11 protein-coding genes are annotated in these 16,366 nt (G+C 66.7%); all 11 read left to right on the forward strand.

The genetic code is table 11. From position 1 onward, the window contains the following. Positions 1-336: 336 nt before the first annotated feature. A complete protein-coding gene (gene clpX / locus U9978_RS04840) occupies positions 337-1,617 on the forward strand; it encodes an ATP-dependent Clp protease ATP-binding subunit ClpX (RefSeq protein ID WP_322759817.1) in 1,281 nt (426 codons plus the stop codon). A gap of 1 nt (position 1,618) precedes the next feature. Further along, positions 1,619-2,968 carry a folylpolyglutamate synthase/dihydrofolate synthase family protein gene (locus U9978_RS04845; protein WP_322759818.1) on the forward strand — a complete coding sequence of 450 codons (1,350 nt, stop codon included), beginning with the start codon at positions 1,619-1,621 and terminating at the stop codon, positions 2,966-2,968. Between the two features lie 173 nt (positions 2,969-3,141). Further along, positions 3,142-3,555, forward strand: coding sequence for a nucleoside-diphosphate kinase (ndk, locus tag U9978_RS04850; RefSeq protein WP_322759819.1), 414 nt, complete (start codon positions 3,142-3,144; stop codon positions 3,553-3,555). 447 nt (positions 3,556-4,002) lie between these two features. Then, positions 4,003-5,034 (forward strand): rod shape-determining protein, encoded by a 1,032-nt coding sequence (locus U9978_RS04855; RefSeq protein WP_013872948.1) that lies wholly within the window; start codon positions 4,003-4,005, stop codon positions 5,032-5,034. 255 nt (positions 5,035-5,289) lie between these two features. Further along, on the forward strand, positions 5,290-6,264 hold the full coding sequence (mreC, locus tag U9978_RS04860; protein ID WP_322759820.1) for a rod shape-determining protein MreC: 975 nt from the start codon (positions 5,290-5,292) through the stop codon (positions 6,262-6,264). Between the two features lie 17 nt (positions 6,265-6,281). After that, positions 6,282-6,803 (forward strand): rod shape-determining protein MreD, encoded by a 522-nt coding sequence (gene mreD, locus U9978_RS04865; protein WP_322759821.1) that lies wholly within the window; start codon positions 6,282-6,284, stop codon positions 6,801-6,803. Positions 6,804-6,959: 156 nt separating this feature from the next. Continuing rightward, on the forward strand, positions 6,960-9,284 hold the full coding sequence (mrdA, locus tag U9978_RS04870) for a penicillin-binding protein 2 (RefSeq protein ID WP_322759846.1): 2,325 nt from the start codon (positions 6,960-6,962) through the stop codon (positions 9,282-9,284). Positions 9,285-9,325: 41 nt separating this feature from the next. Beyond that, the gene (rodA, locus tag U9978_RS04875; RefSeq protein ID WP_322759822.1) at positions 9,326-10,549 is read left to right on the forward strand and encodes a rod shape-determining protein RodA; all 1,224 of its coding nucleotides are present in this window, start codon (positions 9,326-9,328) and stop codon (positions 10,547-10,549) included. Positions 10,550-10,591: 42 nt separating this feature from the next. After that, positions 10,592-12,538, forward strand: coding sequence for a TIGR03960 family B12-binding radical SAM protein (locus U9978_RS04880; protein WP_322759823.1), 1,947 nt, complete (start codon positions 10,592-10,594; stop codon positions 12,536-12,538). Continuing rightward, entirely contained in the window at positions 12,522-13,283 is a 762-nt protein-coding gene (locus tag U9978_RS04885) for a TIGR03936 family radical SAM-associated protein (RefSeq protein ID WP_322759824.1), read from the forward strand. Before U9978_RS04880 ends, U9978_RS04885 begins: the two co-directional genes overlap by 17 nt. A gap of 385 nt (positions 13,284-13,668) precedes the next feature. After that, the gene (locus U9978_RS04890) at positions 13,669-16,224 is read left to right on the forward strand and encodes an Rne/Rng family ribonuclease (protein WP_322759825.1); all 2,556 of its coding nucleotides are present in this window, start codon (positions 13,669-13,671) and stop codon (positions 16,222-16,224) included. Positions 16,225-16,366: the final 142 nt, after the last annotated feature.

Below are 16,366 nucleotides of genomic sequence, written 5' to 3' on the forward strand. Positions count from 1 at the left end.
CGTGGACGCGCAAGGACGTGGCAGGTGACCGTAGGCTGACCTACACGAGCCGCGCGATAGGGCTCTCACCGGACGGCTTCAGGGGGTACGGTCCCCACGGGGAGACAGGGAGTCAGCCCATCGCGACCGGCGTAACGGCAGAGCCGTCGGCAGCGGTGGGCAGAAGTAGATGTGGATATGCCGCAGATGTGGATATGCAGCCCGAAGCCGCTGGCGTCATGACGCAGCCGCTGGCGGCGGAGGGCAGGATGGTAACAGACAGGCGACGACCGGGCGGCCTGGCCGCCCCTGACCTGCAGGCGACACCATCGTCTGGACGAAGGGACTGAGTCCTCGGTGGCACGCATAGGTGACGGCGGTGACCTGCTCAAGTGCTCGTTCTGTGGCAAGTCCCAGAAGCAGGTGAAGAAGCTCATCGCCGGGCCCGGCGTATACATCTGCGACGAGTGTATTGATCTCTGCAACGAGATCATCGAAGAGGAGCTGTCGGAGTCCTCTGATCTCAAGTGGGACGAGCTGCCGAAGCCGCGCGAGATCTATGAGTTCCTGGACGGCTACGTAGTTGGTCAGGAACAGGCCAAGAAGACCCTGTCGGTTGCTGTCTACAACCATTACAAGCGCGTCCAGGTGGGCGGTGGTGACAGCAAGGGCGATGTTGAACTGGCGAAGAGCAACATCCTCCTGCTGGGCCCCACCGGATGTGGTAAGACGCTGCTCGCGCAGACCCTGGCGCGGATGCTCAACGTCCCGTTCGCGATCGCCGATGCCACCGCGCTCACCGAGGCCGGATATGTCGGTGAGGACGTGGAGAACATCCTGCTCAAACTCATCCAGGCTGCCGACTACGACGTCAAAAAAGCCGAGACCGGCATCATCTACATCGACGAAGTCGACAAGATCGCGCGTAAGTCGGAGAACCCGAGTATCACCCGGGACGTCTCCGGCGAGGGCGTCCAGCAGGCGCTGCTGAAGATACTGGAGGGAACGACCGCCAGTGTTCCCCCGCAGGGCGGTCGCAAGCATCCGCACCAGGAATTCATCCAGATCGACACGACGAACGTCCTGTTCATCGTTGGTGGGGCCTTCGCCGGGCTCGATCGGATCATCGATTCGCGGATCGGTAAGAAATCACTGGGGTTCCGCGCGGTCCTCCATGGCAAGGACGATCCGGATGTTGCCAACATCTTCACCGACGTCATGCCGGAGGATCTGCTCAAGTATGGAATGATTCCCGAGTTCATAGGCCGACTGCCAGTGATCACCAGTGTGTCGAGCCTCGACCGGGAAGCGCTCATCCGCATTCTCACCGAACCGAAGAACGCGCTGGTCCGGCAGTACAAGAAATTGTTCGAGCTGGATAATGTCGATCTTGACTTTACGGGTGACGCGCTGGATGCGATCGCGGACCAGGCGATATTGCGGGGGACCGGTGCGCGTGGGCTCCGAGCAATCATGGAGGAGGTCCTGCTATCGGTCATGTACGACATTCCGAGCCGCAAGGACGTCGCCCGCGCGGTGGTGACGCGCGAGGTCGTTCTTGAGCATGTCAACCCGACGCTCGTGCCGCGTGACGTCGCCGCATCCAAGCGGAGTCCCCGCCAGGAGAAGTCGGCCTGACATGACATCTCGGCCGGACACCATGGCGGATGCCGACGCGGCCGCTCTCACCCGGGTGGGCAGGGCGCTGGCCGAACGCTTCCCGCATCGGATGCTGCCCGATCTGGAACGGATGCGGGATCTGGTCGATCTGTTGGGTCAGCCCCAGCGTGCCTACCCCTCGATCCATCTGACGGGGACCAACGGCAAGACCTCCACCGCCCGCATGGTGGATTCGTTGCTGCGCGCCTTCGGAATCAGACCCGGCCTTTACACGTCCCCGCACCTGGAGAGCGTGACTGAACGTATCGGTCTGGCGGGTCGACCTGCTCCGGCTGCCGCCTTCATCAAGGCGTACGACGACGTCATCCCCTACGTTGAGCTTGTCGACGGCAGACATCCTGACCGTGTCACGTTCTTCGAACTACTGACCGCGATGGCCTTTGCCGCCTTCGCCGATGCGCCGGTCGATGTCGGTGTCATCGAGGTCGGCATGGGTGGGACCTGGGATGCGACCAACGTGCTGAACGCGGCCGTGACGGTGGTGACCCCGATCTCCATTGATCATCAAGAACTCGGCGCGACACTCGACGCAGTGGCGGCGGAGAAAGCCGGCATCATCCACGCCGACGCGCTCGTCGTGCTCGGCCAACAGCCGTTGGATGCGGCGGAGGTGCTGCTGCGCAGGGCCGGCGAAGTCGGAGCGACGGTGGCGCGCGAGGGACTGGAGTTCGGAGTCCTCGCCCGTGACATTGCCGTTGGTGGTCAGATGGTGACCATTCGTGGGCTTGGTGGTGTCTATGAGGATCTGCTGCTGAGCCTGCACGGTGCACATCAGGCGCACAATGCCGCGTGTGCGCTGGCGGCGGTTGAAGGATTTCTCGGTGGCGGTCGGGAGGTTCTCGACCTCGACGCCGTACGCGCCGGGTTCGCGCACGCCGATTCGCCAGGCCGACTGGAGATCGTCCGGCGCTCGCCGACGGTCCTGTTGGACGGCGCACACAATGTCGCGGGCGCGCACGCGCTGGTCGCGGCGGTCGAGGAGTCGTTCAACTTCGATCACCTCGTCGGTGTCGTGGGGATGCTCGCGGACAAGGACGCGGTCGGCATTCTGGCTGCGTTGGAGCCCGTGCTGCACGCGGTGGTCGTCACCCAGAGCGGTTCGCCACGGGCTATGCCGGTGGATGATCTAGCTGCGATTGCTGTAGACGTGTTCGGCGCCGACCGGGTGGAGGTTGCCTCGCGTCTCGATGACGCTATCGACGCTGGGGTTCGCCTGGCAGAGGAGGATTCCGACCTCGGCGGTGCCGCGGTGCTGGTGACCGGTTCCCTTGTGACGGTGGGGGAGGCCCGCCGCCTTCTGCGTCGCTGACCGGTAGGTTGCAACCTGGGCCAAAGGCAGCGCGATGATGTCTTTCGCGCTGTCGGCGGCCGTACGGGTCATGACGTTGGCTAAAGGCGGCGCGATCATGTCGTTCGCGCGCCGCCGGCGGCCGTACGGACCTTATATCACATCTGTCCATCTGAGTGACAAAAGGGAGTTCCGTGTCAGTCGAACGCACACTCGTGCTGGTCAAGCCCGACGGCGTGAGCCGTGGCCTCGTCGGCGAGGTCGTCGGTCGGCTGGAACGCAAGGGTCTGACCTTGGTCGCACTTGAGCTGCGCACGCTGGAGCGGTCGGTGGCCGAGACCCACTACGCCGAGCACGCGGCCAAGCCGTTCTTTGGCGAACTGGTCGACTTCATCGTTTCCGGCCCGTTGGTCGCATTGGTCGCCCAGGGGCCGCGGGCGATCGAGGCGGTGCGTGGCCTCATCGGCGCCACCGACCCGGTCAAGGCGGCTCCGGGATCCCTGCGTGGCGACCACGCACTGGAGATCGGACAGAACCTCGTCCACGGATCCGACTCGCCGGAGTCGGCCAAGCGTGAGATCGATTTGTTTTTCCCGGGGTTGATCTGACCTCACCGAGTGGTCCTGGGGTGAGATCGTGATCGGTCCGGCATCGAGGCTCAGGTGGTCGGTGATGCCGGACCGTTTGCCCGGATTTTTGCCTGGATTATCGAACACCGACGCTCCGGGCGCGCTTCTCGGTCGCCTCGGGTAGCATTCTTGTGACTCCGGGTGTTAGAACTGGTCGTACGGGTTGGGGCTGGCAGGCAGGTTGACCCGACATGGCGCGTGGATCGTCACACGTCATGGATCCCTCATCGGGACGGCAGGATCGGTTTGCCCGGTTTAGGCTTTTGGTGTCTGCGAGAGCGTCTTTACTGGATTGCCGGATCACTGGATGGGGCTCGTCGGAGAAGCAGTGGATACGCCCTCGTCACGGACACCGCCTGCCCTACAACTCCAGCACGCCCAGCGTGCGCACCCAGACCGCACACCCGGGAAGGCCGGCATCCGACGATGTCCAGTTCGTTGTCGTTCCTAGGCCGTGACATGGCCGTCGACCTTGGCACCGCCAACACGCTCGTCTACGTGCGTGGTCGCGGGATCGTGCTGAACGAGCCCAGTGTAGTAGCGATCAACACCACCACCACGGGGATCCTCGCGGTCGGTACCGAGGCGAAGCGGATGATCGGCCGCACTCCCGGCAACGTGGTCGCGATCCGTCCCCTCAAGGACGGCGTCATCGCCGACTTCGACACGACCGAGCGGATGCTGCGGTACTTCATTCAGAAGGTCCACCGGCGGCGCCACTTCGCCAAGCCGCGGTTGGTCGTGTGCGTGCCTTCCGGAATCACCGGGGTCGAGCAACGGGCCGTGAAGGACGCGGGATACCAGGCGGGTGCCCGAAAAGTCTACATCATCGAGGAGCCGATGGCGGCGGCGATCGGTGCCGGGCTCCCCGTCCACGAACCCACCGGGAACATGGTCGTCGACATCGGTGGTGGGACCACGGAGGTGGCGGTCATCTCCCTGGGCGGGATCGTGACGAGCCAGTCCATCCGAACCGCGGGGGACGAGCTTGACACAGCGATCATCTCCTATGTCAAAAAGGAGTACTCGCTCATGCTCGGCGAGCGGACGGCGGAAGAGATCAAAATGGCGATCGGCTCCGCCCACAAGATGTCGGACGAGCCCAGCGCGGAGATCCGCGGCCGGGACCTGGTCTCCGGCCTGCCCAAGACCATCGTCGTGACTGCCGAGGAGATCCGTAAGGCCATCGAGGAACCGGTCAATGCGGTGATCGACGCCGTCAAGGTCACCCTCGACAAGTGCCCGCCGGAGTTGTCCGGTGACATCATGGACCGCGGCATCGTCCTGACTGGTGGGGGAGCGCTCCTGCGCGGTCTGGACGAGCGTCTCCGCCACGAGACTGGGATGCCGATCCATATCGCGGACAATCCACTGCACTCGGTCGCCATGGGCTCCGGCAAGTGCGTCGAGGAATTCGAGGCGCTGCAGCAGGTGCTCATATCCGAGCCTCGCCGTTGACCCGACCTGACTTCATCCGATCTGTTCAAATCGTACCGAGTGGGATGTCGATCGGCGGGAACACCGACCGGCGGTTCGCTCGTCCCATGAACTGACGAGGTCCCAGATTGGCGTCGCCGGGCACGGCGATGCCCGAACTGGCATCGCCGTCGACGACGTTGGCACGGGCGGCAGTGCCGTGGATGGCAGCGCTGTGGATGGCAGTGTCGTGGATGGCAGTGTCGTGGATGGAATTGTCAGGTATGGAGGCCGGCGGTGGGACGTGAGAACCGGCGCTCCCGTGTGGTCGTTATCGGACTGTTGGTCGTGGCGTTCATCCTGATCACAGTCGACTACCGCTCGAGCGACAGCTCGTCAGGATTGCGGGGCGTGCTGCGAGGCGGATTCGCAACGGTGGAGGGCGGTCTGACCGCCGTCACCCGCCCGATCGGGCGGACGGTGTCCTCGCTGGCGCACCCCAATCGTTACCAGCAGCGGGCCGACGCACTGGCTGCGGAGAATGCCGAGCTCAAGCGCCAGCTTGCCGATGATGCCGAGGTACGGCGGCAGGCCGCCGGGCTGGCCAACCTGCGGTTGCTCGCCGACCGGGGGCAGTACTCGATCATAGCGGCAAGAGTGATCGCGATCGGCGACATCACCGGGACCGACTGGTCCGTCACGGTCAACGCCGGCAGTGCGGACGGCGTCATGCCGGACAAGCTTGTGCTCAACAGCGACGGACTGGTCGGTACGGTGCTGTCCTCGACCGCCCACACCGCCGTGATCCGTCTCGCCTGTGATCCCGCGAGTCACATCGGCGCCCGCTTGGAGGGTACCCGGTTGCTCGGCGCAGTCGCTGGCACGGGCAGCCCGGACACCGTGGCCTTCACTCTCTACGACGCGACGCGCCAGGTGAAGGTCGGGGACCGCCTGGTCTCCTTCGGCAGCGCGGACTATGTCGGTGGGGTACCGGTCGGTGTGGTCACGAAAGTCCTTGACACGAGCGAAGGGCTCTCACGTTCGGCCGAGGTGACCACCTTCGCCGCCATGGGGTCGCTCGACCTGGTCGGGATAGTCGTGGGGAACGTCCCGGCCGACTCAGGCGACCGGGTACTAGCGCCGCGACCGGCACCCGCTGTGTCCGCACCCACCGCGCCCATGCCTGCGTCGGCGCCCGCATCACCCGCATCACCCGCCAAGGTTCCGGTGACACCGGCTCTCGCCCCCGCAGCGACCGCGTCGGTCGGCTGAGGCCCGTCGTGTGGGACATGGGAACACGCGAGGACGAGGTTCGGGGTACGGCCGTCGTGGTCACCGTGGTCATGATGGTCGTTCTGATCGTTGTGCAACTGTCGGTCATAGCCGCACTCGATCTCCCGTTGGGGAGCCCGGATGTGGTCCTGATCGTGTTGATCTTTGTGGCGCTCGCGCGGGGACCGCTGTTCGGCGCGGTCGTCGGGTTCGCGGTCGGCCTGATCGCGGACCTGCTCTCGACGCACGTTCTCGGCCAGACCGCGATGGTCTTCTGCCTGGTCGGCTATGGCGTGGGTCTGGCCCACGGCGAGACCGGGCGGACGGCCCACCTCCCCATGGCCGCCGCCGCGGCCGCCTCAGCGCTGGGCACTGCCGGCCATGCGGCGCTGGCCGGGATTCTCGGCAATGCCAGCCTGGCCGGAACGCAGGTGCTCCTGCGCTCGGTCGGTGCCGCGCTCTACTCGCTGGTACTGACCCCGTTCCTGTTCCCGCTGGTGATGGCTGGGATGCGGCGTCTGCACCGAGACCAACCGTGACCCGGCGGCCACGATGAGACGGCCACGGTGAGACGGGTGGGACGATGAGACGGCCACGATGAGACGGGTTGGACCATGAGACGGCTGGGACCATGAGACGGCAGCGACCATGAGACGGCAGCGACCATGAGACGGCAGCGGTCCGGTGACGGGTCGCTGGACGACCGCGTCGGGATCAGGCTGGTCGTGCTGCGGGTTCTGGTCGTGTCGTTGCTGGTGACTCTTGGTGCTCGTCTGTGGGCTCTGCAGGTCCTCAACGGGGAGCACTACCGCCGGGTCGCAGAGACCAACCGGGTGCGCGACGTGGTCACACCCGCACCCCGCGGCTTGATCGTGGACGACCGGGGGCGTGCTCTCGTCCGCAATCGCACGTCGTTGGTCATCTCGGTGAACCGGTCGGTGACCGACCGACAGAAGGACTCCGGGCGGGCAGTGCTGGAGCGGTTGTCAAGCGTGGTCGGTCTGCCCGTCGCTGATGTCGCGAAGCGTATCCAGTACTGCTCTGCCACGGTGAAGCCACCGTGCTGGAACGGCTCGCCCTACCAGCCGGTGCCGGTGGCCAAGGACGTCGCCCCGAGCCAGGCGCTGGCTGTCATCGAACATCCGGACCGATTTCCCGGTGTATCAGCCGAATTGCAGGCTGTGCGCGAGTACCCCTACGGGGCGCTGGCCGCACACGAACTGGGATATCTCAGCCCGGTCACACAGGAACAGCTTGACTCCGACGGTGGCCGGCGCGGTTTCCACAACAACAGTCTGATCGGTGTCGCCGGACTGGAAGACACCTACGACAGCGCCCTTCGCGGTGCCGACGGCGTGCAGCGGCTTGAGGTCGACAGGTTCGGACGGGTCGCGGGCACAGCCTCGTCCACGGCGCCGCGCAGTGGCGACAACCTGGTCCTCTCGATCGATGCCGGTGTCCAGCAGGCGGTCGAGCAGACTCTGCAGAAAACCCTGGACTCCCTTGGCGGGCGTGCGCGCACCGCGTCCGGGGTCGTGCTTGACGCGAGAACCGGGCGTGTGATCGCCATGGCCAGTCTGCCTTCCTACGACCCGTCGGTTTTTGTGGGCGGTATCTCTGGATCCGACTACCAGGCGTTGTCGGATCCAGCCAACGGCATTCCGTTGCTGTCGCGGGCATACCAGGGTTCCAGCGCGCCCGGTTCGACCTTCAAGGCGGTTTCCACCACTACCGTGTTGACCAACCTGGGCGCGTCGATGACCGACGACTACGACTGCGGGCCGTCGCTGCAGATCGGCTCCCAGACGTTTCACAACTTCGAGGGATCATCGGCTGGGCCGATCACGCTGCACCAGGCGCTGGTGATCTCCTGTGACGTCATCTTCGACAAGTTCGCCTATGACGCCTGGCTTGCCGACGGCGGACTTCGCAACGGCCGTGGCCCCTACCCCGCGGCCAACGAGTACTTCGTGAAGATGGCCCGGGCCATGGGCTTCGGCAGCAGGACAGGCGTTGACCTGCCGGGAGAGGCTGCCGGGTCGGTCGTCGGACGCGACGGTGCGAAGGCGATCTGGACGCAGCTGAAGGACTCCTACTGCCGCCGGGCACAGAACGGCTACCCGGAGGTCGCCGATCCGGCCAAGGCCGAGCGGTTCCGCCAGTATGCGGCCGAGGCATGCGTTGACGGTTATCTGTACAACGGAGGTGCAGCGACCCAGTTCGCGATCGGTCAGGGCCAGTACCTGTCGGTCAGCCCGTTGCAGCTCGCGGTCGCCTATGCCGCCATCGCCAACGGCGGCACGGTGTACCAGCCGACGCTCGCCAAGGCGGTGATCTCACCGGACGGCACGGGCGTGATGCCCATCACGCCCAAGATTGTCGGGCGGCTTCCGACCGCGCCCGAGGCACTGGCCTATATCCGGGCCGCACTGCACGGCGTGACCAGCGAAGGCGGTGGAACGGCCGCCGGTGTGTTCGCGGACTGGCCCAACGACACCATCCCGATCGCGGGTAAGACCGGTACCGCCGAAGTCGAAGGGGCCCGGGACACGTCATGGTTCGCGTCGTTCGCGCCGGCGAACGACCCGCAGTTCGTCGTGGTCGTGACCATCCCGGATTCCGGCACCGGTGCCGAGTACGCGGCGCCGGCTGTGAAGGCCATCTACCAGAGCATCTATGGCGTCGGGCGCGACCCGGCGCTGCCCGGCGGCGTGCCCCCGGCGGACCTGCCGAAGGTGGAGCAGGACGGGACGTTCACGCCGGTCGGCGCCCCGCCCGATCAGGCCGCTGTCCCGTCCACCACGCCGTCCGGTGCTGGTTCGGCTGCCGGTGGTGCCGCGGCTGCGGCGTTCACCCTGACGCCGGGGCTCGCAGCGACCGGTGTAGCGGCCGTCCGCGCGCTCGCCGGGGGCGTAGCGGTGGCCGGTGTGCGGGGCGAACCCGCCGCTGTGGACTCTGGTCGCGCTCAGGCTCGCGCTCGGGCTCCCGCTCGCGCTCCCGTCGAGCGTGGACCGCCGTGACCGTCGGTCTTGCTGGTGTAATTGATCAAAACGGAGCGCTCATGACGAGTCCGACGGCTTTGCGGTCGTCCCCGGTTCCGCCGCGTGGTCGTATCGGGCAACTCCGCGACCGGGCGTCAGGGCGGCATTCGCCCCTGCGCCGGCTGGACTGGACGTTGCAGATCGCCGTGATCGCGTTGTCGATTCTCGGCGGGCTGTTGGTCTGGTCCGCCACCCGGCATCGCGAGGGCGACAGCGGTGCCGACCCGCAGCTGTTCCTCAAGCGTCATCTGCTCAACCTGGCCATCGGGCTTGTTCTCGCGAGTGTCGCGACTGTGGTGGACTACCGGATTTTGCGGGCATATGCACCTTTTGTCTACCTGGGTTCACTGGTTGGTCTGGTCGCGGTCCTGCTCGTGGGAAGCACGATCAACGGCGCGCATTCCTGGATCGTGCTGCCGGCTGGATTCCAACTGCAGCCCTCGGAGTTCGCCAAGGTCGCCCTCATCGTCGGGGTGGCGATGATCCTCGGGGAGAAACACGACGATCGCGACACCGGCATCCGTCTTAATCCCGGCCATTGGGACGTACTGCTCGTCCTGGGGCTGGCTGGTGTGCCGATGTTGTTGATCATGATGCAGCCGGACTTCGGTACGTTCATGGTCTTCGTGTTCGTCATTCTCGGCATGCTCGCGGTCAGTGGCGCACCGAGCCGATGGGTGATCGGCCTCATTCTTCTCGGCGTTCTGTTCGGCGGGGCGATCCTGCAGTTCCACCTGCTCAAGCCCTATCAGGAGGCACGCCTGACCGAATTCGTCCAAAGTGACCAGAACGCCTCCTCCACCGGGTACAACGTCGACCAGGCCATGACGGCGATCGCCAACGGCGGCGTGACCGGCCGCGGGTTGTTCCACGGCACGCAGACCCAGGGCCAGTTCGTACCCGAACAGCAGACCGACTTCGTGTTCACGGTGGCCGGGGAGGAACTGGGTTTTCTCGGCGCCGGTGGCGTCCTGCTACTGCTTGGGCTGGTGCTGTGGCGCGCGCTGGCGACGGCCTTGGACTCCGGTGACTCCTTCGGAACGATGATCGCGACCGGTGTGGTGTGCTGGTTCGCCTTCCAGATGTTCGTCAATATCGGGATGACGCTGGGGATCATGCCGGTAACGGGGTTGCCGCTACCGTTTCTCTCCTACGGCGGATCGTCGATGTTCGCGAACCTGCTGGCGGTCGGACTACTGCAGAACGTCCGTTTGCGGGCACGCTCCGACCCCTACGCTCTGTGACGCCGCCTTGGGAGGTGGCGAATGTGCCGTAGGCTCGCGAGCATGTCCGGACAGTCGCTGTTCCCCCGTCTGGAACCGTTGCTTCCGCGGGTCCGCAAGCCCGTGCGCTATCTCGGCGGCGAAGGAAACTCCCAGGTAAAGCCTTGGGCGGACGCGGTCGTCCGCTGGTGCCTGATGTATCCGGACGCCTACGAGATCGGCCTGCCCAACCAGGGCATCCAGATCCTTTACGAGATTCTCAACGAGCAGCTGGACGTCCTGGCTGAGCGCACCTACTCGGTCTGGTCGGATCTGGAAGAGCTGCTGCGTGAGCACGGCATCCCCCAGTTCACCGTGGATGGCCACCGTTCGGTGGCCGACTTCGACCTGCTCGGCGTCAGCTTCTCCACCGAGCTGGGGTACACCAATCTGCTGACCGCGCTCGACCTTGCGGGCATCCCCCTGCATGGCGCGGACCGGGGTGACGAGCATCCCATCGTGATCGCCGGTGGACATGCCGCGTTCAATCCCGAACCGGTCGCGCTCTTCGTCGACGCGGTCGTGCTCGGTGACGGTGAGCAGGCGGTCCTGGCGATCACCGACGTGGTTCGTGCCTTCAGGACCGCGGGTTCCCCCGGTGGACGCGACGAGTTGCTCATGCGGTTGGCCCGGCGCGGCCTTGCCTATGTGCCGTCCTTCTACGATGTGGACTACCGGCCCGACGGTCGCATCCGCGCGGTCACCCCGAACCGTCCCGGGGTGCCGGCGCGCCCGGCCAAGCACACCGTCAGTGACCTGGACGCCTGGCCCTACCCGAAGGCCCCGCTGGTACCGCTCGCGGAGACCGTGCACGAACGGATGAGCGTGGAGATCTTCCGTGGGTGCACCCGCGGCTGCCGGTTCTGCCAGGCCGGCATGATCACCCGTCCGGTCCGGGAACGGACCATCAGCACGATCGGCGACATGGTGGCCCGGGGCCTGGATGCCTCGGGGTTCACCGAGGTCGGTCTGTTGTCGCTGTCCAGCGCGGACCACAGTGAGATAGGCGAGATCGCCAAGGGGCTGGCCGACCGCTACGAGGGCACTCATACCGCGCTCAGCCTGCCCTCGACCCGGGTGGATGCGTTCAACGTCACACTTGCCAACGAGTTTTCCCGCAACGGCCGGCGCAGCGGACTGACCTTCGCGCCCGAGGGTGGCTCCGAACGCCTGCGCAAGGTCATCAACAAGATGGTCAGCGAGGATGACCTGGTCCGTACGGTCAGTACGGCCTACGCCCAGGGTTGGCGGCAGGTCAAGCTCTACTTCATGTGCGGGCTGCCGACCGAGACCGACGACGATGTGCTCGCGATCGCAGATCTCGCCCGTAAGGTGATCAGAGCGGGGCGACTGGCCAGCGGGCACCGTGACATCCGCTGCACGGTCTCGATCGGCGGTTTCGTGCCTAAGCCGCATACCCCGTTCCAGTGGGTCGCGCAGGCCTCGCACGAGGTCACCGACCATCGGCTGCAGCTGCTGCGCAACGCCATCCGCGGTGATCGGGAGGTCGGGCGGGCGATCGGCTTCCGCTACCACGACGGGCGTCCGGGCATCATCGAGGGCCTGCTCGCCCGTGGTGACCGCAGAGTCGGTGGGGTGATCGAACAGGTGTGGCGTGACGGCGGCCGTTTCGACGGTTGGAGCGAGCATTTCTCCTTCGAGCGTTGGGCACAGGCCTGCGCACGTGTGCTGGAACCGCTCGGTGTGTCCCTGGACTGGTTCACCACCCGCGAGCGCGACGAGCGCGAGGTCCTGCCCTGGGACCACCTGGATGCCGGCCTGGACCGCGACTGGCTGTGGTCGGACTGGCAGGAGGCGCTGAATGAGACTGAGCTGGACGACTGCCGCTGGACTCCCTGTTACGACTGCGGGGTCTGCCCCACAATGGGGACGCAGACCGAGATCGGCCCGACCGGCCGGACCCTGCTCCCACTGACGCCGACCGGACCGGCCCATGCCCCGGCGTCCTGAGGGGCCGCCGCCACCACCCGTGGTCGCGCGGGTGCGGGTGCGCTTCGCCAAACGAGGCCGGCTGCGATTTCTGTCTCACCGCGACATCGCGAGGACCTTTGAGCGGGCACTGCGACGCGCGGGCATCCCGATGGCCTACTCGGCCGGGTTCAGCCCGCATCCGCGTATCTCCTGGCTCGGTGCCGCGCCGACGGGCGCCGCCAGCGAGGCTGAGTACGTGGAGCTCGCGCTGGCCGAACACTGTGATCCCCGGGCATTGCGGCTGGCGCTGGACGCCGCGTTACCACCTGGCCTGGACGTACTGGCCTGTGCGCCCGTCACCGCCACACCTCTTGCGGAGCTGGTGGACGCGTCCCGGTGGCGGCTGCGGATGCCAGGGGTCGGGCTCGGCGACCTGACCGCCGCCGTGGCTGCGCTCCTTGCCCGCGACCGGGTCGAGGTGGAGCGGGTGACCAAGGACGGACATCGGCGGTTCGACGTTCGTCAGGCAGTGGTCTCGATGGTTTGCCGTGCGGAGAACGACACCTGTGCGATACTGGATGTGGTTGTGCGGCACACGACGCCCGCCGTGCGACCCGACGACGTGCTGACCGCCCTTTGCGTGGTCGCTGTTTTTCGGCCGCCAGTGCCACCCGAGCCGATTCGGCTCGGTCAAGGTCGGCTGCTGGAGGACGGCACCGTGGCGGATCCGCTCATGCCGGACCGCGACGATGCAGGCCGGCTGGTCAGTCGACTCGATGCGTGATGCAGGGCGTCGCAGGATTCGCCGACGGTACGCCGTCGGACCGAGACAGTGGTTCCTGAGCGGCCGCGACTGCGTAGAGCAGCGCGCCCGGGGACCCCGAGAGGCTTCATAACCCGTGCCCGATGACATCCCGACAGACCCCGATGAGACAGCGACCATTCGTTCCGCCCCGCGACGGCGGCGTGCCGCCGGACGCTCCGCAGGACCTCCGCCGGACGTCCTGACCGAGGCCTCGCTTGCGGCTTCGCCGGCGAACGAACCCCTTCCCGGCAGCTTTTTCTCCGGTGGCGGCGCGCAGGCGCCAGAGCCAATCATGACGTCGGCCGTCGATGCAGACCCGTCGCCACCGGATCCGCTTCTATCTGATCTTACGGGTGTCCCGCCTGTGGCCGGCGCCATGCCCGTGATCGGGGATGGACATCCGCCGGCAGGCTCGCAGGCGCGGCTGCGCCGTGGGCGGGCGGTCACCATGGTGACCTTCCAGGCGCCCGACACCTCGGCCCTTGACCTGGCGCCTCGTCGTCGCCGGCGTGCTACCTCGCCGTTCGACGTCGACATGGACGCCGCGGACGCCGCGTACAGCGCTGCCAGGCCGTCCGATGCCGGATCCGGCCAGGCCGCGACGAACGGGGGAAACCCACGATCAAAACCCGGGCTCGTTCGCGACATGGACCACGAGCCTGAGTCCGGCTTCCCCTCGGCCTACGCCGATGTGGACGAGGAGGGGATCCCCGACCCCGGCGCGGCTGACGACGGCGACGGCGACAGCGACAGTGACAGCTCGACGCGACGCCGCCGCCGAGGCCGTCGAGGTAGGGGCCGCGCCCGGGTCGACGAGGAGGTTGAGGGCGCCGACGAGGAGTTCACGGTCACCTTCGACCGGCCGGGCACGCGTTCGGATGAGTTCGACGACGGTGACGGGTCCGGTCGGTCAGGCCGTGTCGATGCCGGTGATTCCCGCGCGTCTCACGAGTCCCGCGAGTCCCGCGAGTCCGATGACCTCGACGACTCCGATGCCGAAGGCGCCGGGCCTGCGGCGGGCGGATACGACGAGGACCAGCCGGTGGGAAGCTCGCGCCGGCGCCGTAGGCGGCGTCGCCGGGATGGCGCCGCGATCGCGGACGACGTCGCCCCGGACGACCCGCCGGTCACGGTTGTACACGTTCGCGAAAGCCGCGTTCGGGACGACGAGGTGCGCGGGGTCAGCGGTTCGACCAGGCTGGAGGCCAAGCGCCAACGTCGCAAGGAGGGCAGGGACAACGGCCGCCGCCGTCCGCCGATCGTCACCGAAGCCGAGTTCCTGGCCCGTCGCGAGGCGGTCGAGCGACGCATGGTCGTGCGCAACGCCGGTGACCGCACGCAGATCGCGGTGCTTGAGGACGGAGTGCTTGTCGAGCATTTCGTGACCCGGGCAAGTTCCTGGTCGTATGCCGGAAACGTCTATCTCGGTCGGGTTCAGAACGTGCTTGCGAGCATGGAGGCGGCGTTCGTCGACGTCGGCAAGGGCCGCAATGCGGTTCTCTACGCCGGGGAGGTCAACTACGACGCCTCCGGGCTCGACGGGCGGCCTCGTAAGATCGAGCAGGTTCTGAAGTCGGGTCAGCCGATCGTCGTCCAGGTTTCCAAGGACCCGATGGGACACAAGGGTGCTCGCCTGACCAGCCAGGTGAGTCTGCCTGGTCGATATCTGGTCTACGTGCCGGATGGGCAGAACGCGGGGATCAGCCGGAAGCTCCCCGATACCGAACGCGCCCGCCTGAAGGCGATCCTCAAGAAGATCACTCCTGAGAACGGCGGAGTGATCGTTCGAACGGCGGCGGAGGGCGCCAGCGAGCAGGAACTCGCCCGGGACGTCGCTCGGCTGTCGGCCCAGTGGGAGGACATCCGCCGCAAGGCGGCGAAGGCCACCGCCCCCGCATTGCTCTACGGCGAACCCGACCTGGTGATCAGGGTCATCCGGGACATCTTCAACGAGGATTTCGCCGAGCTGGTCGTTCAGGGAGCCGAGGAGGCCACGATGATCGAGGACTATGTCGACATGGTGGCGCCGGACCTGCGCGAGCGGGTCCGCCGGCATGCCGACACGGTAGACGTGTTCGACGAGTACCGCGTCGACGAGCAGCTCGCCAAAGCCCTTGACCGCAAGGTCTGGCTGCCTTCGGGGGGATCACTCGTGATCGACCGAACCGAGGCCATGACCGTCATCGACGTCAATACCGGCAAGTTCACCGGCAAAGGTGGAAATCTCGAGGAGACCGTTACCAAGAACAACTTGGAGGCCGCCGAGGAGATCGTCCGTCAGCTCCGGCTCCGTGACATCGGTGGCATCATTGTCATCGACTTCATCGACATGGTTCTGGAGAGCAACCGGGAGCTTGTGTTGCGGCGCCTCACCGAATGCCTCGGTCGGGACCGTACCCGTCATCAGGTCGCTGAGGTCACAAGTCTCGGGTTGGTGCAGATGACCCGCAAGCGGGTGGGCCAGGGGCTGCTCGAGGCGTACAGCGAGCCTTGTGACCACTGCGGCGGGCGTGGTGTCATCGTGCATCTCGACGGCCAGGCTGCGCCGCCCGGGCGGGCCACCGGTACGCCGAGCCCGGCGGTACCGGATGCGGCGGTACCGGATGCGGCGGTACCGGATGCGGCGGTACCGGATGCGCCCGTACCGGATGCGGCGACCGAGACCGACCCGAACGGCGACGCGGTGGCCGTCGGCGTCGCGGCTCTGCAGGCCGCGAGCGCGGATTCGAACCCGACCGACGCCAGACCCGGGCAGGCGCCCGCGCCAGGCGGTGTCACGCCGGATGGGGCGACAAGCGGTTCGGCGCTGCCGTCGTCCAATGGTCCCCGATCCGCCGGCGCCCGTGCAGCCGGCCGCCGGCGTGCTTCACGTGCGGCGGCCGCACCGCAGGAGAGCGGCGAGGCGGCTCACACGCTGTAGATCGTTCTCGGCATCCCGGTCCAGGGCGAGGCGCTGGACCGGGATGCCGGGCACTTAGAGCGACCGGCAATAGGGACGCGGCGTCGCTGGGCTGGGGCACGCACCTCGCCACGTTGTCGTCGGTCGACACCCACAACCAGGG

It is taken from the genome of Protofrankia sp. Cr2 (assembly GCF_963555885.1).
In the GTDB taxonomy this organism is placed as follows: domain Bacteria; phylum Actinomycetota; class Actinomycetes; order Frankiales; family Frankiaceae; genus Protofrankia.

What these genes read in the sequence shown, in the direction of transcription:
- U9978_RS04845 (WP_322759818.1), top strand. Translation starts at nt 1,619, where the DNA reads ATGACATCTCGGCCGGACACCATGGCGGATGCCGACGCGGCCGCTCTC.
- U9978_RS04855 (WP_013872948.1), top strand. Translation starts at nt 4,003, where the DNA reads ATGTCCAGTTCGTTGTCGTTCCTAGGCCGTGACATGGCCGTCGACCTT.
- mreD (WP_322759821.1), top strand. Translation starts at nt 6,282, where the DNA reads ATGGGAACACGCGAGGACGAGGTTCGGGGTACGGCCGTCGTGGTCACC.
- rodA (WP_322759822.1), top strand. Translation starts at nt 9,326, where the DNA reads ATGACGAGTCCGACGGCTTTGCGGTCGTCCCCGGTTCCGCCGCGTGGT.
- U9978_RS04880 (WP_322759823.1), top strand. Translation starts at nt 10,592, where the DNA reads ATGTCCGGACAGTCGCTGTTCCCCCGTCTGGAACCGTTGCTTCCGCGG.
- U9978_RS04885 (WP_322759824.1), top strand. Translation starts at nt 12,522, where the DNA reads ATGCCCCGGCGTCCTGAGGGGCCGCCGCCACCACCCGTGGTCGCGCGG.